This window comes from Geobacillus sp. FSL W8-0026, from assembly GCF_037966255.1.
Taxonomy (GTDB): domain Bacteria; phylum Bacillota; class Bacilli; order Bacillales; family Anoxybacillaceae; genus Geobacillus; species Geobacillus icigianus.
The window spans coordinates 1,286,713-1,309,343 of the sequence record NZ_CP150194.1 but is presented as its reverse complement, the minus strand read 5'-3'; the positions used below and the strand labels follow the sequence as shown (position 1 = coordinate 1,309,343).

At 50.6% G+C, this 22,631-nt stretch carries 14 protein-coding genes and 2 pseudogenes; 3 read left to right on the top strand and 13 right to left on the bottom strand.

What is annotated here, in order from left to right; all coding sequences use genetic code 11:
* Positions 1–7: 7 nt before the first annotated feature.
* The 10 genes and pseudogenes from NST29_RS06580 to NST29_RS06535 form a co-directional block, all read right to left on the bottom strand.
* On the bottom strand, positions 8–445 hold the full coding sequence (locus tag NST29_RS06580) for a BrxA/BrxB family bacilliredoxin (protein ID WP_033844142.1): 438 nt from the start codon (positions 443–445) through the stop codon (positions 8–10).
* Positions 446–478: 33 nt separating this feature from the next.
* Positions 479–1,627 (bottom strand): methylmalonyl Co-A mutase-associated GTPase MeaB, encoded by a 1,149-nt coding sequence (gene meaB, locus NST29_RS06575; protein WP_033844143.1) that lies wholly within the window; start codon positions 1,625–1,627, stop codon positions 479–481.
* Positions 1,624–3,819: a methylmalonyl-CoA mutase gene (scpA, locus tag NST29_RS06570; RefSeq protein ID WP_172418504.1), complete on the bottom strand. Its 2,196-nt coding sequence runs from the start codon at positions 3,817–3,819 to the stop codon at positions 1,624–1,626. The genes meaB and scpA overlap by 4 nt, the downstream gene beginning before the upstream one ends.
* Entirely contained in the window at positions 3,803–5,851 is a 2,049-nt protein-coding gene (locus NST29_RS06565) for a methylmalonyl-CoA mutase family protein (RefSeq protein ID WP_339232843.1), read from the bottom strand. Before NST29_RS06565 ends, scpA begins: the two co-directional genes overlap by 17 nt.
* Positions 5,852–6,642: 791 nt before the next feature.
* Positions 6,643–7,227 (bottom strand): Uma2 family endonuclease, encoded by a 585-nt coding sequence (locus tag NST29_RS06560; RefSeq protein WP_033023604.1) that lies wholly within the window; start codon positions 7,225–7,227, stop codon positions 6,643–6,645.
* A 23-nt stretch (positions 7,228–7,250) separates the two neighbouring features.
* Positions 7,251–8,702, bottom strand: coding sequence for a HAMP domain-containing sensor histidine kinase (locus NST29_RS06555; protein ID WP_051962712.1), 1,452 nt, complete (start codon positions 8,700–8,702; stop codon positions 7,251–7,253).
* 3 nt (positions 8,703–8,705) lie between these two features.
* Positions 8,706–9,380 (bottom strand): response regulator transcription factor, encoded by a 675-nt coding sequence (locus tag NST29_RS06550; RefSeq protein ID WP_033023606.1) that lies wholly within the window; start codon positions 9,378–9,380, stop codon positions 8,706–8,708.
* Positions 9,377–10,354, bottom strand: coding sequence for a YncE family protein (locus NST29_RS06545; protein ID WP_033023607.1), 978 nt, complete (start codon positions 10,352–10,354; stop codon positions 9,377–9,379). The genes NST29_RS06550 and NST29_RS06545 overlap by 4 nt, the downstream gene beginning before the upstream one ends.
* 592 nt (positions 10,355–10,946) lie before the next feature.
* A complete protein-coding gene (locus NST29_RS06540) occupies positions 10,947–12,236 on the bottom strand; it encodes an LLM class flavin-dependent oxidoreductase (RefSeq protein ID WP_339232841.1) in 1,290 nt (429 codons plus the stop codon).
* A 206-nt stretch (positions 12,237–12,442) separates the two neighbouring features.
* A pseudogene (locus NST29_RS06535) lies at positions 12,443–14,101 on the bottom strand (IS1634 family transposase).
* 599 nt (positions 14,102–14,700) lie between these two features.
* Here NST29_RS06535 and NST29_RS06530 point away from each other — a divergent pair.
* Positions 14,701–15,837 (top strand): IS110 family transposase, encoded by a 1,137-nt coding sequence (locus tag NST29_RS06530; protein ID WP_033842531.1) that lies wholly within the window; start codon positions 14,701–14,703, stop codon positions 15,835–15,837.
* A gap of 152 nt (positions 15,838–15,989) precedes the next feature.
* Positions 15,990–17,309 (top strand): IS4 family transposase, encoded by a 1,320-nt coding sequence (locus NST29_RS06525; RefSeq protein ID WP_339232840.1) that lies wholly within the window; start codon positions 15,990–15,992, stop codon positions 17,307–17,309.
* Between the two features lie 201 nt (positions 17,310–17,510).
* On the opposite strand, the pseudogene NST29_RS06520 reads toward NST29_RS06525, so the two are convergent.
* The 3 genes and pseudogenes from NST29_RS06520 to NST29_RS06510 form a co-directional block, all read right to left on the bottom strand.
* A pseudogene (locus NST29_RS06520) lies at positions 17,511–18,872 on the bottom strand (IS4 family transposase).
* 167 nt (positions 18,873–19,039) lie between these two features.
* Positions 19,040–19,243: a hypothetical protein gene (locus NST29_RS06515; protein ID WP_081897232.1), complete on the bottom strand. Its 204-nt coding sequence runs from the start codon at positions 19,241–19,243 to the stop codon at positions 19,040–19,042.
* A gap of 497 nt (positions 19,244–19,740) precedes the next feature.
* Positions 19,741–20,782 (bottom strand): IS630 family transposase gene (locus NST29_RS06510; protein ID WP_269320053.1). Its coding sequence is split into 2 segments (ribosomal slippage): positions 19,741–20,280 and positions 20,282–20,782, totalling 1,041 coding nucleotides; the frame shifts between segments, so codons are not numbered across the junction.
* 472 nt (positions 20,783–21,254) lie between these two features.
* On the opposite strand from NST29_RS06510, the gene NST29_RS06505 reads away from it, so the two are divergent.
* The gene (locus tag NST29_RS06505) at positions 21,255–22,616 is read left to right on the top strand and encodes a radical SAM/SPASM domain-containing protein (protein ID WP_033844145.1); all 1,362 of its coding nucleotides are present in this window, start codon (positions 21,255–21,257) and stop codon (positions 22,614–22,616) included.
* Positions 22,617–22,631 lie beyond the last annotated feature (15 nt).

The window sequence follows — 22,631 nt, the reverse complement described above, 5'->3', positions numbered from 1 at the left end:
TTTCCTTTCACACTTCCTCACAATATTCGTCAAACAGCGCCTGCAGCTTTTGCACGACCGCCACCGGTTCGTGCCCTTCGATGTCGTGGCGGTGGAGCATGGCGCACAATTTCCCGTCTTTTAGCAGAGCGAACGACGGCGAGGACGGCGGCTCGCCGACAAAATACTCGCGCGCGCGGGCCGTTGCTTCTTTGTCTTGGCCGGCAAAGACGGTCACTAAATGATCGGGACGCTTGTCGTAGTGGACGGCGTGGGCCGCTGCCGGACGGGCGATGCCGCCGGCGCAGCCGCACACGGAGTTGATGAGAACGAGCGTTGTGCCCGGACGGCGAAACGCGGCATCGACGTCTTCCGGCGTGCGCAGCTCTGCAAATCCGGCTTCGACCGCTTCGCGCCGCGCTTGTTCGACGATGTCATTATAGAGCGGAAATTGAAATTGGAACAATCGTGACACCTCCTTCGCTTTCCCTTTATCATATCATAGTTCGCCGCTCCGCTTCCGCTCATACGCCTCGATCAGCTCTTTGACGGCGGCGGTGACCGGCTTGGCGCCGGAAATGACACTGTTTTCGAGCATTGGGAGCTTTTCTTTCACGATCGGGTCGGCGAAAAAGCGCGTTTCGATATATTCTTTAATCATGGCGTGCATCCAGTCTTTTTGCTGCTGGCGGCGGCGGTCGAAAAAGACGCCGGATCGCTTCGTCGTCGCGACGAACGTTTCGATGACGCGCCACATGTCGGCGATTCCTTCGCCCAGCAGCGCCGAGCACGTGTACGCTTTCGTCTCCCAGCCGGGCGTGGCCGGGCGCAGGTAATGGAGAAACTGATTGTATTCTGTTTGCGCCGCTTTCGCTTTTTCTTTATTATCGCCGTCGGCCTTGTTGATGACGATGGCGTCCACGAGTTCCATGATGCCGCGCTTCATCCCTTGCAGCTCATCGCCGGCGCCGGTTAACGCCAACAGGAGGAAAAAGTCGACCATCCCGCGGACGACAAACTCGCTTTGGCCGACGCCGACCGTCTCAACGAGGATAATGTCATAGCCGGCCGCTTCGCACAGCATCATCGTCTCGCGCGTTTTCCGGTGCACGCCGCCAAGCGCTCCGCCGGAGGGCGACGGACGGATGAACGCAAGCGGATGTCGGGCGAGCGTCTCCATCCGCGTTTTGTCGCCGAGGATGCTGCCGCCGGTCAACGAGCTCGTCGGGTCGACGGCCAAGACGGCGACCCGGTGCCCTTGTTCGCACAAAAACGTCCCGAACGCTTCAATGAACGTGCTTTTCCCCGCCCCCGGCACCCCGGTGATGCCGATGCGGATCGAGCGGCCGACGTGCGGAAGGAGGGCATGAAGCACATGCTGGGCAAGATCAATATGACGAGCCGCATTGCTTTCGACCAACGTAATCGCCTGCGCCAACATCGTGCGGTCGCCGGCGAGCACCCCTTGGACGTACTCGTCCACCGACCGCTCTTTCCGCTTCACGATCCGCTTTGGCGCCGGCGGGCGTTCGGCGTGCACGTAGGATGACGCGCTCTCGCCGTCCGCCCATTCCGGGCGGCGCGGCGACCCATCCGAAGCCGCGCTCTGGGCGCTTGTCTGTTCCCGTCGTTTTTCTTCGCCGTTCATTCGCTCACGTCCTCATAGCCAAGTCGGGCGTTAATTTCATCAAGCACGGTTTCCGCCGATACTGGGATAACTGTTCCTGGTCCGAAGATGGCGGCGGCGCCGTGTTCGTACAAAAAAGCATAGTCTTGCGGCGGAATGACACCGCCGACAACAATGACTATATCATCGCGACCATATTTTTTTAGTTCTGCAACGAGCTGTGGAACAAGTGTTTTATGGCCGCCGGCGAGCGAGCTGATGCCAACGGCGTGCACATCGTTTTCGACCGCTTGGCGCGCCGTTTCTTCCGGCGTCTGGAAGAGCGGCCCGATATCGACGTCAAATCCTAAATCAGCAAATGCCGTCGCAACTACCTTCGCTCCGCGATCATGTCCATCCTGTCCCATCTTTGCAATCAGTAGACGCGGACGCCGCCCTTCCCGCTTTGCAAACTGCTCGACTTTTGCTTTCACCCGTACGAGTTGATCTTCATCCTTATATTCTGAACTATATACACCACTAATTGAATGAATGGTAGCGCGATGACGCTTCGCCACTTTTTCAATCGCATACGAAATTTCCCCGAGGGTGGCGCGGACGCGCGCGGCTTGAACGGCGAGCTCAAGCAAGTTCCCTTCGCCCGTTTCCGCCGCTTTCGTAATCGCCTCTAGCGCCGCTTCGACCTGCTCGTTGTCGCGCGTCGCCTTCAGCTCGTTCAGCCGCTCAATTTGCCGCTTTCGCACGGCGGTGTTGTCCACTTCCAAAATGTCGATCGGCTCTTCTTTTTCCGGACGGTATTTGTTCACGCCAATGATCGTTTCCGCCCCTGAATCGATGCGCGCTTGGCGGCGGGCTGCCGCTTCTTCGATGCGCATTTTCGGGATGCCGGTTTCGATCGCTTTTGCCATCCCGCCTAAGCTTTCGATTTCTTCAATATGCGCCCACGCCCGCTTCATCAGTTCGCTCGTCAACGTCTCGACGTAATACGAACCAGCCCACGGGTCGATCGTCCGGCAAATGCCCGTCTCCTCCTGCAAGTACAGCTGCGTATTGCGGGCGATGCGCGCCGAGAAATCGGTCGGCAAGGCAATCGCCTCATCGAGCGCGTTCGTATGGAGCGACTGCGTATGCCCCATCGCCGCCGCGTGCGCTTCGATGAGCGTGCGCACGACGTTGTTGAACGGATCTTGCTCGGTCAAGCTCCAGCCTGACGTTTGTGAATGCGTCCGTAACGCGAGCGATTTCGGATTTTTCGGGTTGAACGTTTTCATCATTTTCGCCCACATGAGGCGCGCCGCGCGCAGTTTCGCCACTTCCATAAAGTAGTTCATGCCGATCGCCCAGAAAAACGACAGCCTCGGAGCGAACGAGTCGATGTCAATGCCCGCCTTCAAGCCGGTGCGCACGTACTCAAGACCGTCCGCGAGCGTATACGCCAGCTCCAAATCAGCCGGCGCCCCGGCTTCTTGCATATGGTAGCCGGAAATGCTGATGCTGTTGAACTTCGGCATGTATTTGGCCGTATAAGCGAAAATGTCGGCGATGATGCGCATCGACATCTCCGGTGGGTAAATGTACGTGTTGCGCACCATATATTCTTTCAAAATATCGTTTTGGATCGTGCCCGACAGTTTGTCTTGCGTCACTCCTTGCTCTTCGGCGGTGACGATGTAAAACGCCATGATCGGGAGCACCGCCCCGTTCATCGTCATCGACACCGACATTTGGTCGAGCGGGATGCCGTCAAACAAAATTTTCATATCGAGCACCGAATCGATGGCGACCCCTGCTTTGCCGACGTCGCCGACGACGCGCGGATGGTCGGAGTCATAGCCGCGGTGCGTCGCCAAGTCAAAGGCGACCGACAGCCCTTTTTGCCCCATCGCCAAGTTGCGCCGGTAAAACGCGTTGCTTTCCTCCGCCGTCGAAAAACCGGCGTATTGGCGGATCGTCCACGGCCGCACGACATACATCGTCGGGTACGGTCCGCGCAAGTACGGCGGCAGCCCGGGCAAGTAATCAAGAAAATCGAGCCCATCGATGTCATTTTTTGTATAAAGCGGCTTCACGGCAATGTGTTCGTTCGTCTGAAACAACAGTTCATCGATCGACGCTTGCACGCGCCGCTCCACCGCGTCTCTCCACTGTTTTTCTTCCACATCGGCCGCTGCCGCGGAAAGCGTCATCTTGGTAAAATCAACGTCCTTCGCCATCCAACGCCACCCCTCTTTCCGTGAAAAACGCCACGATCACATCGTACGCGTTCGAACCGAGATGGATCGCCCCGTCCACGCCCGCATCCGCGTACGTGTTCTCGAGCTCTTCCGGCGGTTTTCCGGCGACATACAGCTTCGCGTTCGGCTTGGCTTGCTTGAACGCCGCGGCCAACGCCGGAACGAACCCCGGGTAGTCGTCATCCGCGCCGCACACGATATAATGCGTCCCGTTCGTGTTCCGCACCCATTCGACCGCTTCCTCGACCGAGGCAAAGCCGTCGCTTCGCTCAGCCGCCACCCCGCCGGCCGCAAACAGCCCGGCGATGAAATCGGCGCGCGCCTGATGGCGGACAAGCGGCCCGAGATTGATCAAGTGAACAGAAAGCCGGCTTCCCGTGCGCTCCGCATGCTCCTCGGCCGCCTTCCGCAGCTGCTCAAACGGCTCAGCCAAACGCCATGCGCGAATCGGCGCGATGGCCACCGCCTCGTTCCCATCGGCGAGCGCCGCGGCCATTTCCCGAGCGGTTGCTCGACGGCGGGCCGCACGAATCATCGTTTCCATCCACTTTCCGCCGACAAGCGTGCGGCGAATGTCGGCCACCCGCTGTTCATCCAACGGCAGCACCATGTTCACTGCGGCTTGCTTCGGCTTTTCGATCGGCGTTTCCTCCAAATTGGCGTACACGTTCGCACCGACGATTTTTTCTTTCCGCTGTTTGACGCGCTCAAGCCGCCGCTTGGCAATCGCCTCCACTTCCGACTGCACGAAGCCGTCTTGAAGCGCTTGTTTCATGCCGCCTTTTTCCTCGACTTGCTGGAACAGCTTCCACGCTGCTTCGGCAAGGTTTGCCGTCAACGTCTCCACATAATACGAGCCGCCCGCTGGATCGATGACTTGGGCGAGATGCGCCTCTTCAAGCAAAATGAGCTGCGTGTTGCGGGCGATGCGCCGCGAAAACGCATCAGCGAGCCCGATCGCTTCGTCAAACGGCGACACATGCACGCCATCGGCGCCGCCGACAACGGCCGCAAACGCTTCCGCTCCGGCGCGAAGCATATTCACATACGGATCGTACACCGTTTTTGTAAAGGGAGACGTGCGCGCATGCAGTTCGATGCGCCGTGATGATTCGCTGCCGCCAAACGCTTCGATCACTTGCGCAAACAGCCGCCGCGCCGCCCGCAGCTTGGCGATTTCCATGAAAAAGTCGGCTCCGACGGCGAGCGACACTTGCATCCTTGTCGCGATGTCATCAATCGTCAACCCCCGGTCCAGCCCAGCGCGGATGTACTCGACGGCCGCCGCCAACGAAAACGCGAGCTCCTGCACGGCGTTCGCCCCGCCGTTATGGTACGGCTCGCCGCGCACGAAAATCGTGCGAACGGCCGGCATTTGTTCCATCGCCCACTTCGTCACTTCCGCCATTTCATCATCCAGCCGCTCAAGCGAACACGGGAGCGTCCCCTGTTCCGCCCAAGCGCCGAGCGGATCCATGCCAATCGCGCCGCGCACGCTCGAGAGCAAGACGCCTCGTTCCTTGAAATAAGCGGCCAAAAGCGCCAAAAACAGAAGCGACCGCGCCCCGGCGTCCACACGGAGCGAATAGCGGTCAAGCGGCACGCCATCCAACATTGCGGCCACATCCTCCACCGACTCGACGGCAAACGGCAGCCGCCCGAGAGCGAAATGGATTTCTGTCTGTCCCCGCGCTAAGTCATGCTTCACCGCCTCGTTCCAGTCGGACGGGCTTGCCGCCGAAATCTCTTGGCTCACCTTCCACGGCTCGCCCCGATACCCTTCCGGCCGCGCCCCGCGCACGTACTGACCAAAACCCGGATACTGCTCCAGCGGGCCGAGCGCCTCTACATCGCGGCGCGTATAAAGCGGCTTCACCGCTATGTTTTCGTACGTCATCGTCACCAACCGCTCGAGCGGCCTGCCTTTCAGCGACCGTTCCGCTTCTTGCTCCCACTCCTCCATCGGCGGAGCCGGAAACGCCGCTTCCTTCATCTTCGCGACATCGCTCATTTCCCATCCCCCTTTGCGTCTTCTGCCAAAAAAGAAACCGCTTTCGTTTTTTCGCCTGAAAACGAGCCGCACCCGATGGCGCCTCACGCCAACCGAATGAAGCCGCGCTTTGGTGGGAAAAAACGGGTTCTATGTTTATTGTAGTACATCGGCCGCGTTTGGGCAATGAACAAAACACCTTGTTCCTGGCTGTTGGTAAAGGAGAGCTACGCACCAAACCGCGAAGGTGCGCTTTTGTTTCCGACCACATGACTCAACCGAAGAGCCGTTCCCTGAACGTTCCCCATCAACCGCCGATGCCGCGTTCGTTGCGCTGGGCCGTCCAATGAATGCGACATCGGCTGGACTGGGGAAAAACGGCTGATTCCCTTGAGCGATGGGAGGGAACGTGTGAAAAGCGATACCGATGCTACAGGGCTTTTCTACTTTGAGCAACGAGGCTGGTAAGCGGCATACTTCTTTAAATCACCGGGCTTCTAGAAGGCTGGGGAAAAACGGCGGATTCCCTTCATCAATGGGGGAATGAGCGAAAAGCAGGACCGATGGAACAAGGTTTTTCTAATTGAGAAATAACATTGTAAATCCGTATCCACGAGTAAATCACCAGCCTTCTAGGAGGCTGGTGATTTCGTGCAAAATGCTACTGATTCCATCCATTTCTCAATTAGAGAAACTTTGCAGAACCAGCTTTCTTTTTTGAATGAAAATGCCGCCGATTGGTGTGCGACAGCGGTTTTTCACTAGCCTTCTAGACAACATACTGCCTAGCGAAGATGTCAATGGCCATTTGTTCATTCGAAAATGTTTCGCAAATCGATGAACAAATCCTCCCATCCATGAACGGGAATGGTGTCATCGCGGCTGTACACTCCGCGAAGTTCGAACTTCCCTGTTTTCTCACGCAAATACACTTCCACGACTTGATTCGCCGGGTCAACGATCCAATATTCCTTCACCCCAGCCCGCTCGTACGCGATCCGTTTGTCCATCCGGTCGATTTTGGCCGTAGCGGGAGACAAGATCTCGATGACCAAATCTGGAGCACCGACAATGCGGTTTTTTTGAATTTTGTTTTTGTCACAGATGACCACAAGATCGGGACATACCCAATTTCGGACGTTTTCATCCATCCATCCCTTGCGATGATCTTCAAAAAGGTACACATCGATCGGGGCGGCCAACACGCGACAATCCTTCCCTCTGAAATACATTCCGAATTCGATCGAAAGCTGGAGCGAAATCGATTGGTGTTCCGGTGTGGGCGACGGCGCCATGCTGATGATATTCCCGTCCAACACCTCGCACCGTTTTCCTTCCGGCCATGTCGCATACTCTTTGTAGGTCATCGGGGCCTGTTCCTTTTCCCTTGAACCCATTTCCTCCACCTGCCTCCGAATTTTTATATTGATGATACACCATCCGTTCCTTTGTCTTGAACGTATGTTTCTTCCCCTTCCCTAACGAGCGGCAGGCGGACAGATACCGTCGTTCCGCGGCCGAGGTCGCTGTCGAACTGAATGGCGCCGCCATGAAGGGCGACGATTTGCTTGACGATGGCCAGCCCTAAGCCGGTGCCGCCTTCTTTGCGGGTGCGGGCGCGGTCGACGCGGAAAAAGCGCTGGCCAAGAAGCGGGAGCTGGTCTTTCGGGATGCCTTTTCCCGTGTCTTCGATCACGAGTTCTCCTTCTGCTTCCGACAGGCGGGAAAGCCGCACCGTCACCGCGCCGCCTTCCGGAGTATAGCGGATGGCGTTGTCAAGCAAGTTGCGCACGACTTGTTCGAGCCGATCGGCGTCGCCGTTGACGATGACGTCATAGTCCAAATCGCATGACAGTTTGATCCGCTTTTGCGCGGCGATCGGTTCGTACATGGCGATGACATCTTCGATCACTTGAGCGAACGCCACGGGCGCGCGCTCGAGCGGCACGCTTTGCCCTTCAAGGCGCGCCAAATCGAGCAAATCGCCAACAAGCCGCTCCATCCGTTCCGTTTCGCGGTGGATGAGGCGAAGATACGCCTTTTCTTCTTCCTTCGTCTTCGCAAAACCAGCGAGAAGCGCTTCGCTGTACCCTTTCATATAGCTGAGCGGCGTGCGCAATTCATGCGAGACGTTCGCTAAAAACTCGCGCTTTTGCTCGTCTTCTTTGGCAATGGCGTCGGCCATTTGGTTGAACGCCTTCGCCAAGCGGCCGATTTCATCATCACTCCGCACGGGGATGCCCGCTTCGTAGCGCCCTTCCGCCATGCGCTCAGCAGCCCGTTCCATCGCCTGCAACGGCTCGACCAGTTGCCGCACCATCCGTCGGCCGACAACCAAAAGCGCGGCGGCGAATACGGCGGCCAACGGCCAAAACGCGGCGGCTGCCTGTTTCGTTGCTGCTTGGACGTCGGCGAGCGGCATATACAAATAAATCGCTCCCATAAGCCGCTTGTCATCAAGAAGCGGAACGGCGACCGCCATCACGCGGCGGCCAAACCGCTTTTCGTAGCCGGTTTTGACAACCGGCTTCCCGGCTAGCAGCGTTTCCCGGTCGCGGCCGCTGACTAACGCGTCATAGTGGACCGGAAACGGAAAACAGGCGCTCAGTTCGCGCGGGTTGTCGATCAATAGGATGGTGGCCGTCGATTTTTCATCATACCATTCGATTTGCCGGCGGTATTCCCGAGCGATCGCCCCGCCCCGATAGTCGCGGGCGAGGCTCGTCCCTTCCGCGATCAACGTCCGCTCGACTTCTTTCATGTACACCGTCCGGTAAAAATAATTCAAAAGGCCAAAGGAAAACGCCAGCGTCACCACGACCGCGGCGCCGATCGCCAGCCATACTTTTTGCCCTAAGCGGAGCCGTTTCATTTCTCATCCCTCAAATTTGTAGCCGATGCCCCAGACGGTTTGGATGTGGCGGCCGGCGTCTTTCATCTTCATGCGCAATGTTTTCACATGAGTGTCAACGGTGCGGGCGTTTCCGGTGTAATCATACCCCCACACATGGACGAGCAAGTCATCGCGGCTGAACGCTTGCCCGCGGTGTTTCGCCAAAAACAGCAACAGCTCAAACTCTTTCAACGTCAATTTCACCGGTTCGCTGCCAACGGTCACGGTTCGTCCTTTTTCGTCAATAACGAGGTCGCCAAACTGCAACCGCCCATCGTTCTCGCGCCCGCGCCGCACCCGGCGCAGCACCGCCTCGAGACGGGCGATGAGCTCTCCCGGGCTGAACGGTTTGACGATGTAATCATCGCCGCCTAGCTTGAACCCTTTCACTTTATCCCATTCTTCGCCGAGCGCAGTCAAAAACAAAATCGGCACGTCCGACTGCTCGCGGATGCGGGCGCAGACGGCGAATCCGTCCTGTTTGGGCATCATAATGTCCAATAGTACGGCATCGACCGAATGTTGGGAAAGCAGCGCCAGCGCCTCCTCCCCGTCTTCCGCTTCCAAGCAGCGAAAGCCGGCGTTTTCTAAATACATGCTGACCAATAGACGCATTTCTTCTTCATCATCGACGATCAAAACGGTTCGTTCGCTCATGTTCGTCCCTCCCGAATGAGCAGCTGCAGCGGGCCGTCGCCCGTCTTCCAGCGGGCAAGCGGCCGCAGCGTCGCTTCATCGACCACGATCATTTCATCGCTGTCATAGCTCGCGATATACAAACGACCTCCTGCCGCTTCCATGGCAAACGGGTTGGCGCCGACCGAGACAGAGTCAAGCCGCTTCCCACTTGGCAAAACCCGATAAACCGTGTTCGAGCCATGGCATAGCACAAACACGCCGCGATCCGTTTCAACAAAATCGACCGGCATGACCGGCGCGGCGATCGTCCGAAGCAAGCGGCCGTCTTGCAGCGAGTAAACATGAATATTCGTTTCCACACGGCTTCCGCTGCCGTGCCCGCCGACCCACAGCTCCCCTTGCTTCTCGCGCACCACTCCGCCTAAAGCGAACTTCGGCACGGCAAACGAACGGATGACGCGGCGGCGGTCCACATCGATGACCCTCGCCCGTTCGTCTTGAAAATCGATCACATACAACCTCGTTCCAGCGCGATTGACAAGCAACGTCATCGGAGAGCGTCCGACCGAAAGGCGGGCGATCTCTTCCCCGTCCCGGCTCACAACGCGCACCGCGTGATGTTCGCTGTCGCCAAAAAACCACGTGCGGCCATCCGGGGATGGAGCAGCACTCACAATGCCGCTCCCCGTTTTCCACTGGGCGAGCGGCTTCCCAGTCGCAAGGTCGTACCGGTAAACGCCGTCAAGATCCCGCCCGTACAAAAGCAGCGTCCGGCCGTCCGCGCTCAACGCCCCGCCTTGAAACGGTTCGTTGATGTTCCAACGGGCGACCTTGCCGCCATGTTTCGCGTTCAAAAAGGTGACCGTTTCCCCTTTGACATCGAGGCTGATGACGACGGAAAGCGAATCAGCCACCGGGGGAAACGACGGATGGGCACAGCCGCTTAGCAGAAAGAAGCAACCTAACAGCATCCACACGCTCGCTCGTTTCATCTCGTTTTTCTCCTCCGCACGTTCGTTTCTGCCCTCATTATACCTCACATTTGTGAAAGAAGTTTGAAATCGCGCCATGCAAAAACCCCCACCGCCAACCGATGGCGATGGGGGAAGCGTTAAAAAGAAGAAAAACAGGGAAATATGGTTTCGTTCCTTCAAAAGGGATGAAACGGAATGGAAGAGTTGGCTCAATGAGTACAAGACGGATTGTTTGAACGCCAGGCGGGATCCAAAGGACAAAGGCATGAAAGAAGGGATCATCGACAGTATTTTGTTTGCAAAGGAAATAAGAATCCCCCACTTCCACCGGCATTAGCCAATAAGTGGAGGCGGTCCCATCTTTTTAGTACAGGAGGATGATTGAATATTAATGTGTCCCTAAAAACCCGTACATATATAGAAAGACAAAGAGAAAGGTTAATAAAGCCCCGATCATTGTTTGATTATGTGTGCTTTCATTTCTGTACAAATTCTTTAAAAAGCTCACCAAATTTAAAAACCATAAAACACCTATTATCGGTAAAATAAGTAAATATATACCCGTGGTGCTAGTTGAGCGCTAGCGCTCAACTAGCACCACGGGTAGCTTTTATACATTTGAAGAAATATTTCGATATCGTGCAGCAATATGATCATCCGGTAATCGATAATTTCCTTTACCGAACAATTTTTCTCTATAGGTTCCTTCGTCATAATCTACTCGGTATAGACCTCGTTTCTGTAATTCAGGAACTACTAGTTCAATAAAGTCAACAAAAGTACCTGGTGATATATATTGTACTAGATTAAATCCATCAATACCTGCTTCCTCAACTAAATATTGCATTTCGTCAGCAACTTTTTTTGGAGTACCTACAGATAATTTAAACCATTTACCATCGAGTTTACTCATATTATTAATAATTTCTCCAACAGATAAGCTACCTATATAATCATTAGAACTATATTTAGATAAATCGTATCCTGTTCCACCTCCATAATGTGCTAAATGCCCTTCTAGGCTCCAATATTTTTGGAAAGAATTTAATTTTTCCATTGCTTCTTCATGTGTTTTTCCAACAATTACACATATTCCAGCAAACATTTTAATATGATCTGGATTACGTCCATACTTTTTGGCTCTTTTTCTTATGTCGTCGACAAAAAATTTTAGAGTCTCTACATCTTTTCCACCTAAGAATACACATTCTGCATGTTTTGCCGCAAATTCGCGTCCCCGTTCGGACATACCTGCTTGATAAATGACTGGCGTACGCTGAGGAGAGGGTTCGCATAAATGGGGACCGGGAACTTCGAAATATTTTCCTGAGTGATTTATTTTGTGTACTTTGCTCGGAACAGTATATATATTATTGTCTATATCTCGAATTACTGCATTATCCTCCCAACTCCCTTCCCATAGTTTATAACACACTTCTAGATATTCATCTGCCATATCGTAACGCTCATCATGTTCAAGTATTTTTTTAATACCAAAGTTCTTATCAGCACTCGGGAGATGCGAAGTTACAACATTCCAAGCAATTCTACCTTTTGTCAAGTGATCCAGTGTTGACATACGTCTTGCGTGGCCATATGGATGCTCATAGGTTGTTGAGAATGTAACAGCGAATGCTAGATGTTTTGTTACATAGGCCATCGCTGAAACAAGCATAAAGGGATCATTTACAGGAATTTGAACAGCTTCACGAACCGCAGTATCCCTACTTTGTTTATAGACATCATAAATCCCAACTACATCAGCTAAAAATAAAGCATCGAATTTCCCATTTTCTAATAATTGTGCAAGTTCTACCCAATAATTTAAATCTGTATAACGGTGCCTCTGATTTTCAGGATGCCTCCAAAGCCCATGAGCGATATGACCTACACAATTCATTTCAAATGCATTAATATAGATTTTTTTTTACCAATATATTCCCCTCCTAATATTTATTTAGGTTTTTTTATTTTTTAACTCACATTTCGCACCCTAACAGGGTAGAAAGAAAGGATTTTTTATTTCGTTTTTTAGAATACCATTTCGACCAACACAACGAGCAATGGCAATCCTTTTTTTACCATCTCTAGTCGTTCCGTATGACGTTACACGTAAATGTTCTCATCCATGCCCAATCCCTGCAGGATCCTTCGCTGATCAAGGGTGAGCGGTTTCCCTAACGCGCGTTGGATGTGCCCATCCGGCAGCTCCAGTAGGACGACGTTCACATACCGGAACAACTGAAAAATTGCCTGTCCGGTGGGTCGGGTCAGTTTCCGGCCTCCCGCGCCCTTTCATGGGCGTTCCGGGGTAATGAGCTGACGCACCCGGCACTGGAAGACGCGGTAAATGGCCAAGGCCAACAGAAACAAATAACCCAATACTGCGACCCGTTCTGGTTTTTTGACGTAAATCTCATCCGTAAAGAACGGGTCTTTCAAGAAAGAGAAGTTCATCTCCACGTAGATTTGGCCTTTATACAACTTCAAGATTTCTTTTGCCTCCATCGGTTGACCCTTCCATTCCTTCGGAACGGTCGTAATGAGGACAAACCGGGACGCTTTCCGTCTCGCCTGTTCCCAAGCGTTGGGGTCGAATTCGGCGCCAAGACGCACGAAATACAGCGTCTCCATCTCGGGTTCCGCCCCTTTTTTCGGTCGTCCGCGCCGTTTTTTCGGGCGTACGATCTCTTCGATTGCGGCTTCCACCCGATGAAACTGGGGACGAAGGGACGCCTTGAGGGAGGCCAAGGCTTGTTCGGCGTCTGCCCGGCAAGAGAAGGGGTGGCGTTCCCAGCGGGCTTGTTCCTCGCGAAGAAGCTCCGCTTCTTTGGTCCGCTCTTTGTCGAGCGTCTTTCCTTTTCGCTGGTCGAGCGCGCTCGATTCGACGACGATCAGCCGAACGGGATGGCCTTCATAAGTGGAGGCCGTTTCCCATACCCGATACGTGGCACCGTTTTTCTCCGCCAGCGTAAAGGGGTCGTTCCACGGGATAGGAGGCGAATCGGCCTCCGACAATGCCTGTTTGACGATCCGAAGCGACGGAGGACCCCGCGTGATCAAAAAGGCGTTGGCGGCCTTCGTTTGCGCCAAGGTCTCTTTCGTCATCGCAGCGGAATCCGCCACGTAAATCCATTCGTCTCCGATCTTGGCTTGCTTCAGCTGTTCATGGACACGGGAGAGCACCTCAGGATTCCACGTTTTGTCCGGCACGTTGCCGTCGTGCACATCGCCGTAAAACGGGATGCCGTCTTCGTTGCCGATCAGCCCGAAACCGATTGGTTTTTGCCAACGATGGTGCCGGTTGTAGCCATGTGTGATCTGCAGGGCCTCTGACGAGACCGATTCATACGCGCCGTAAACGGTCTTGTCCGTCGTATCGGCGTGGAAGACGCGAAGAGAGAGGCCTTCTTTCTTGTCGATCTGCACGAGGCAAGACGAAAGGACTTGATGGATATTCGCCTCATACAGGCGATCCCAATGACGCGCGATGGCATCGTCGTTGAACCAAGACGGCTCCAGCCCTGGCCGAATCCGCTTCGGCCAATCGATGTCATGCGCCCATTGTTCCCAATGAACGAGCGCTTGCCGGCCGCTCAAGATATCCAGAACGATTAGCTTGACGATATCGCTGGCTCGAGTTTGGCATTGCGGATCCACGGGAACGAGATGATCAATCAGCTGAGGAAGGTCAAGATCTTTGAACAGGGTGCTTATTCTATTCAAATAAGAACTTTCATAAATGGCCTGAATTCGAACGTCCATGATGGGCAAACTCCTTTGCTTTCCTTGTGTTTCAAGGTTTTATTCGACAGGAAGATAAAAAAATCCTTCCGATTTTTGTCGAGAGGGTGCGAAATGTGAGTTTTAAAGTTATACTTTTACTCTTTAAAAGGCCGGTGAATTAATGGGGCATAGACCATACCCATCAAGTTAAGAATTTTGGTCTTTGTGCATCGTCAAAAACATGGTATCCTTTCTAACGAACACTCTACGTTAGAAAGGATTTTTTTCATGGAAAAGATCCATGGGCAATGGTTTGCCCTCCACCCGGGGATGAAAATCCGCGCCAGTGCGGCATTTTCACGGAAAAGATCCATGGGCAACGTTTTGCCCTCCACCCAGGGATGAAAATCCCCCTTTTCTTCCCATAATGAAGAATAGGCGCAAACAGTTCAACAGGACGTTATGCTTAATGGTGGCTTAGACCCTGTACGGAAAAGTGTTTGAATCCACTGGGTGCACCACCCATTGTCCGCCCTTTCCTGTGATAGAGGAAAGGTGACGACGAACGGAAAACTGCCGCATTTCTCCCGTGGATTCGCTGTTTGCGCACTCGATCATCGAAAAGGAGGATTTTCATCATGGATGTCATCTATCCTCGCTGCGCAGGATTGGATGTTCATGCCGAAACCATCGTCGCCTGCGCGCTATGGGAAGAAGATGGACACATTCAAAAGGACATTCAAACCTTCTCCACGTTCTCGAAAGGACTTGGCGACCTGCTTGAGTGGCTCGAAGAACATGGCGTTACCCATGTCGCCATGGAATCCACCGGCGTGTATTGGAAACCGGTCTTTGCCTTCCTCGAGGGCTATGTCGACTTGACACTGGCCAATCCGCAGCGGATCAAAAATGTCCCGGGAAGAAAAACCGATGTCTCTGACGCCGAGTGGATCGCCAAGCTGCTCCGCCATGGACTCATTGAAAAAAGTTTCGTCCCCCCAGCGGATATTCGCGAATTGCGGGATTTTACCCGCCTCCGCAAAAAGTGGGTCGGACAGTTGAGTTCAGAGAAAAACCGGATTCAAAAAGTGCTGGAGTCTTCCAATGTCAAACTGGGCTCCGTCCTCTCGGATCTCTTCGGCGTTTCCGGACGAAACATCCTTGCCCGGCTGCTCGAGAAGGGATACGTGGACAAGGACGAGCTGGATCAATGCCTGCGCGGCAGGCTCAAAACGAAAAAGCAGGCGGTGTATGATTCGCTGCTGGGCACCTTGACCGAACACGAGCTCCGTCTCCTTCGCCTCTTGTGGAAACACGTGGAGGAATTGGAGCAGTTAATCGAAGAAGTCGACCAGCACATCGACCGCCTGCTCGAGCCGTATCGGGAGGAAGTGGACTTACTGATGACCATGCCTGGAATCAAAAAACAAACCGCCGCCGTCATCATCGCCGAGATGGGAACCGACATGAGCGTCTTTGAAACGCCGGAACGGGTGGCTTCATGGACGGGGTTGTCCCCCGGCAACCATGAAAGCGCCGGAAAGCGAAAGAGCACGCGTACGACTAAAGGCAATCCCCATCTTCGATCAGCGTTATGCGAGGCGGCATGGTCAGCAGCTCGATCCAAGACACATCCCTTGTCCCGAAAATTTTGGTCGTTGGCGGCCCGATGCGGGAAGAAAAAAGCCCTCATCGCCACGGCTCGACGAATGTTGGTGATCATCTTTTGCATGATCTCCCGCAAAGAGTCGTTCCGCCAACCACAACTTATCTAGTATAGCCAACAGGCAGCCAGATCATACGAGATGTCCGAAAATCGGGCACCTCTGCTTTCCTATTGCCTTCTTTGGCCATTTTCAGTATACCCGCACGGATCAGGAGCGTATACAGCACTCACCCAGTGGTGGGGATTTTCACGGAAAAACAAATGCAAGCATGGATTCAAACCATTCGTCAACTCTTTTCTCCCGAAGAATTAACCCGTCTCGCACGGAAAACAGGATTGATCCGGCGGCAGCGTTCGTTAACGGCGGAAGCCTTTCTGACTCTCTGTGCATGGGGAGATGGCTCACTGGCCAAACAGTCGCTTCAGCGGTTGTGTGCGGCCTTGACGCTCTGGCATGGCTGTTCCCTTTCAAGCGAAGGCTTGAATCAGCGTTTTACCGATCGGGCCGTGGCGTTTTTGCGAGAAGTGTTTTTCCTTCTTCTCTTGCATCAACGTCCGTTGCTTTGGTTCACGATCCAAACCTACCGGACGTGTTTTACTCGCTTGCGGATCTTGGACTCGACCAGTTTTTTGGTTCCCGCCGACTACGGGGAGGAGGATCAAGGTTCCGTTTCGCCGGGAGCGAAAATTCAGTTTGAATATGACTTGTTATCCGGCACCTGCCTTCATCTAGGCGTTCAATCGGCTAATGACTCGGACGCCCGTTTTGCCTATCACGTCCAGCACACGATTTTACCGAATGACCTATGTATTCGGGATTTGGGCTTTTTCTCCGTTGCCGCCCTGGCCGAGATCGACGCCCGCGGAGCGTATTCTATTACTCGGCTCCGTTCCGATATGAAAGTGTATATCAAGGAGAATGGCCAGTGGAAGGAATGGGATTGGGAGTCTATGGGCCATCCATTAGGAGAAGGAGAGGCGATCGAAGTGGAACACGTATACATCGGCCATGAGCGCTTGTATGTTCCACGGTTGATTTTCCGCCGTCTGACGGCGGAAGAATGGCAAAAACGGATGGCGTATGTGCAAAAAAAGGAAAAAAGAAAAGGGAAGGCGCTGACACGCCAAACCCTCGAACAAAAGAAATACCACATCTTACTGACGAATTTACCACAAGAGTCGTTTGATGGTCAACAGGTTTATGAGCTCTATTCCCTGCGCTGGCAAATTGAATGGTTGTTTAAAGCCTGGAAATCTGTATTTGATTTGGAGAAAGTCAAGAAGATGAAGAAAGAACGTTTCGAATGCCATTTATACGGGACGTTGATTGCCATTTTGGTCACCCAGACGTTTCTGTTTCACGCTCGGATGTATTGGCATCAAAAGGAAGACATTCAAATCAGTGAACGGAAAGCACTCGATCTTCTCCAATCGTATTGGCACCGGTTGCTTTTACGTTCGCCTATGGCGGAAATCAACCTTTCCTCTCTCCTTTCCCTGTTGCGAAAACATGCCAAGAAAGATCGAAGGAAAGGGAAAGAAACGGCATCGGATATCTTAACGAAATTAGGGATATGGTAGAGCTAGATATGGATATAAATTCCAAACACCCCTCTTCTCGAGGGTTATTTGGCATGCCCAATAATGGATGTGATCCCCATCATTCACTGGGGGGATGAACACGAGTATCGTCTTAAAAATTTTATACCGCTAAACTTGACGGGTATGGCCAAATACCCCTTCCCTATAGAAGGTTTTTTTATGGTATAAGATGGGAATTTCTTACGGCAACGGCATGATGACCAAACTCTCGATCATGTCTAAAGCGCTCTTTTTTGTATAACGCCTTGATTTTTTTCCGTGTTGAGCGATTATGTTACAGAGTTTAGAAAGGAGCTGGGCAGCTAGCGCCTCAGAACACCATAAGGCTTGAAATCAATCCATCCCCCACTCCTTGATCATACTCATCGCCTTCTATTCGCTCAATTCCTTTTTCTGTTTTCGATAGAGCCATTCCCGCATGGCAAACATGACCGTAGAGATGATCAATAAGGCAATCAACGTTCCATACAAGTGGCACTGAAAGCCAGTCCCTTTCATCCGTTTGAATCGATGAATGTGAAACAGGGATTTCCATGTTTTAACTATCACCTCAATTTGCCAGCGAAGAGAATACAGCGTATGAATGTCATGCAAGGAGGTATCAATCGCTGGAATATTGGTGATATATACATATATTGGGTGGGGACGTCGCGTCACGTACGCGGCCCCTTTTTGTTTGGCCTTCTGTTTCCATTGTCCTTCCTTCTGTTGTTCCTGTTTTTCGGTCAGTCGATACACAATGAGTCGCGGTTGATGAACGTTCTTTCCACTGACATACACATCTTCCAGTTCTATGGTTTCTCCGGGTTGCAGCATCGCAAGGAAATCCTCTGGTTCCCATTTTCGAAATGGATCCCCTTCTTTTTGGTAAATCCCTACATTGTGTTTGAGCCGCGAAATGTAAAAGGCTCCGGCATCATGAATCGCTTGCAATCCCTCAAGAGAAAAATAGCCCAAGTCTTTCAAACAAAGGTCTCCTTCTTGAATGGTCGATCGAAGGGACGCTCCGTAGGCGGCGTCATGATGACGAGCATCCCCAACGTCCACATGGAGAAACTTCCCTTCTAGCCATTCATATTCTAACTGAATTTTCACCCCAGCCCCCGCACATCCCTCGTAAATCCCTTGGATCTCAGGAGGCAGTTGAAACGACGTGGAATCGAGAATGCGAATCCGGCGAAACAGCGAATGTCTTTGACACACGTGACGGGCCTCCTGCGTCTGATGAATCAGCAGTTTTTCGAACACCGCTTTGAGGAAACTCACTGCTTTTTCGTTAAACCGTTGATTGAGCCCTTCCGCACTCAGAGAGGTGTTTTGCTTAAGAGCTAGAGCACTGCAGAGCTGCACCAATGATTTTTGACCACCTTCTTCCTGGAGAAATGTGCAAAGTGCCACGAAGTCATGGGCGCGCAACTTCCCCTTTCGTTGAATAAATCGATGATCTCGGGCCATCTGTTCCAGCTCTTCGCACGATAACACGCTTCGTAATCCCTCTAAAAAACAATGCCATTCCTCTTGGAGAGATAAGGACGTCTTCAAAAAAAACCACCCTTTCTAAGACATGATGAAGTCTTCAAAAGGATGGTCAAATGAGGCATAGATTTATTCCTGTTTTCTTAACTTGATGGCTATGGTGTATTTGGCATGCCTATCTTTCCATATTCCCACGGTCACAGCCTCCAAAGATATAGAGTGAAGCCTTGGAGCTACTCGCTCCAAGGCTTCACTTGATGGCTATGGAGGTGCCCCCTTCCTTTGTAGTAAGGAAGAAACGTCTCCATCGGGATGCGTTCAACCATCTCATGAACCACGTGGGCCATGTTATCCCGCGGAATGAGATCGGCGATGTTGCTTGGCAAAGAGAGGCTGTCCATGGTATACTCTTTAAAGGAAACATGATCATGTTTCATAAAAGAATCGCCCTTCTTTCGGTGGTAGTGGTTTTGGTGACTCTATTCTACCAGAAAAAAGGGCGATTCTTCTATATTTGAGGCAAAAAAGTGGGGGCTGATCCCAAAACGCATTCCCGTTTTGGGTCAGCCCCAAAAACCGCTGGCACACACCAATCAGCGGCATGTTCATTCAGAAAAGAAAGCTGATTCTGCAAAGTTTCTCTACTTGAGAAATGTGTGGAACTCAGCGGTATTTTGCACTAAATCACCGGTCTCCTAGAAGGCTGGTGAAAAACGGCTGAGTCCCTTCATCAATGGGAGAACATGTGAAAAGCAGAGTCGATACACCAAGGTTTTTCTAGTTGAGAAGTGACATTGCAAAGCCGTATCTAGGATTAAATCACCAGTCTTCTAGAAGTCCGGTGAAAAACCGCTAATTCCCTTCATCGATGGGGGAGCGCGTGAAAAGCAGGACCAATGCAACAAGGTTTTTCTATATAAGTTGAATTAAAGATTTACAACTGAACACACAAACGATCGACCGTTTGTTCTGGTTTCTGGTTGATTCTCTGAATAAAGGCTTGGACATTCTTTCTAGTTTCTTGCACAGTCGAATAGAACACGTTGTAAATCACGTCTGATTTCAGCCATTTCCATAACCCTTCAATCAAATTCAATTGCGGACTGTATGGTGGCAAAAAGACGAGCTCTAACCGATCTTCGTGTTCTTTTAAAAAAGGCTGAATGAGTTTGGCATGGTGAATTCGAGCGTGATCTAAAATCATTACCATTTTGCCTGTCGGATAGCGTTCTAACACAAGTTGAAGAAACCGAAGAAATGTTTCTGCGTCATAGCGTTCTTCTTCGATGCAAAATACATCCCCTGTTTCGTAGTTCAACGTGCCAATCAGCTTCAGCCCTTGATGTTTTCCAAACGTCGGAATGATTCGTTGTTTTCCTTTGACAAACCATGTTTTTTGAATCGCTTGGTCATCACGAATCATCGATTCATCTTGAAAGAGGACATGGGCGATGTTCCCATCTAACAGTTTTTTTTACTTCAGGGAAGGTGATTTCGACGAATTCTTTTTGTTTCTCTTCATCGGCATTGGCTAGTGTATAGGTGGGTTTCGTATAGCTTAGCCCTAACCGATGCAGAATGTTGCTTGTTCCACGAGGCGTGTATGCTGGTCCCCACTTTTGTTGAATGAGTTCAGCGATGATCGCAAGCGTCCAGTTATATTTTGCTTCGAATCCCACATCTACGGGGAGCTGATGTTCAATAATCCAAGCCAGCTCTTTTTCCTCATCAGGACTCAATCGACGTGGGGAGCCAGGTGAGTATTTCATCTCCAAGCCATCAAGACCGCGCTGGGCGTAGGCATGGATATAGTTATAAATCGTTTTCTTGGATCGACCAATAATCGTTGCGATTTCTCCTTTTTTGTATCCCTTCAAATGAAGATAAATGGCTTGGTAGCGTTCATATGCTCGTTTACTTTTCGCTTCTTTCATGGCAGTGGACAACTTTTCGATCTCGTCTTTGTGATTTGGCATCGTATTTTCTCTCCGTTCTCCTATTTTCTCTTTTATTTTATTCGCTGTGGAACGGGAGAAAACCTTTATTTCAATTTATATAGTTAAGAAATGAGATGGCAAAGCCGTATCCACGAATAAATCACCGGACTCCTAGAAACGGGGAGGGAAATTTGTCACTCCCGACTTTTGATAATGAACCAAAAATATACTTGAATTAAATAAATTTATATATTATAATCTAATCAAAATATTATAACTTTTTTAAATACACAAAAACTCAAGGGGTAAAGAAGGATATAAATAAGCGCTAAGCGCTTATTTATATACATACAATCTAAAGGAGGGGAGAATAATGGCAAAAGCAAAAAAAGAATACAAACGTCCAACTGTTAAATCAGCAAAAGGACCATCTTTACAGTGCAACTAATTTAATAGGGGGAGGTCAACTTAGTTGTCCTCCCCTTAATTTGCAATAGTAAAGGAGGATATTATGAGCCAAAACTTAGAAAGTTTAATACCATATATAGAAAAGATAAAAAAAATGAAGTTTAGGGAAGATCTAGGACTGTTGTTTGAAAGTAATACTGGTATCATTCACAGAGTAGATAGAGACATAGGTGTGTTAATATTATCCTTAATTAGTCAAAATCATGATATTAACTATATCAAAAATTACATTTTACAAGAGTATGATGTTCAAGAAGAGGAGTTAATAGAGGATATATTTGTATTTATATCAAATATTGGTGAATATAAAGAAAAAGTATGGGAATGGGACATTGAAAAAAAACATAATAAATTACTAGAATTCCCTCTTCGTATTGAAATTGAGGTAACTTCGTTATGCAATTGGAATTGCGGATTCTGCTACAATGTATGGAAAATTGATCCTGATCTTAGTGATGAGGATATTCAAAAGAAAATAAAAATGTTACCACAAAAGCATCTTCCAAAAGAAACAGTCTTTAAGATTCTAGATGAATGTAATGAAAACGGTTGTTTCATAGTGCGATATAGTGGAGGAGAAACTTTATTGCATCCTGATATAGAGGAAATTCTTGAATATGGGGGGAGTTTAGGGCTTTATCAAGTAGTGTTTACAAATGGCCATTTTATAACACCTGAACGTGCAGAACGTTTTAAAAAATACAATGTGGGCACTGTTTTAATTTCTTTACATGGCGATAAGATATTACATAATTTGTTGACTGGACATAAGATGGCTTATCAGAAAGCAGTCAGTGCGATTGAAACTCTTGTAAAGACAGGAATTGAAGTTGTTGTAGAGCTGACTTTAGTAAAAGAGAATTTTAACAGTGCAATTGATGTAATGAAAGATGCGTATGATAGAGGAGCTAGGTATTTTAGTGTTATGAGGTATGTACCAACCGGGAAAAATGATGATAAATATGGCGTGCCCATTGAAAATATGCTACCACTAATGAAACAGATTGATGAATTACAAAAACAATATGATGATTTAGTAGTTGCTTGGCCATGTGGTCAAAAAATGTGCACTTCAATAGAGGATTCTCCTCTAAGTGCTGATGATCCGACCTTACCTTTAAGAAAACGACAATTATCAGGGCACTGTGAAGCTGGTTTGGTTTGGGGAAGTATATCTTTTAATGGTAAGTTAAGGCATTGTCCTCATAGCAATGTATATTTTGGTGATGTAACGACAGACGGAATAAAAAACATATGGAATAAAATGACAAATAAAGTTTCCGAGGTACTTACACCGCGTAATACATGTATGGGGTGTAGTGAGTTATATAGTTGTAGAGGTGGATGTCATTTACCTTACTTTTTTGAACCTTCTTCACCTGCAAAGCAGCAATGTTCAGTTTAATGATTTAGGGAGGTT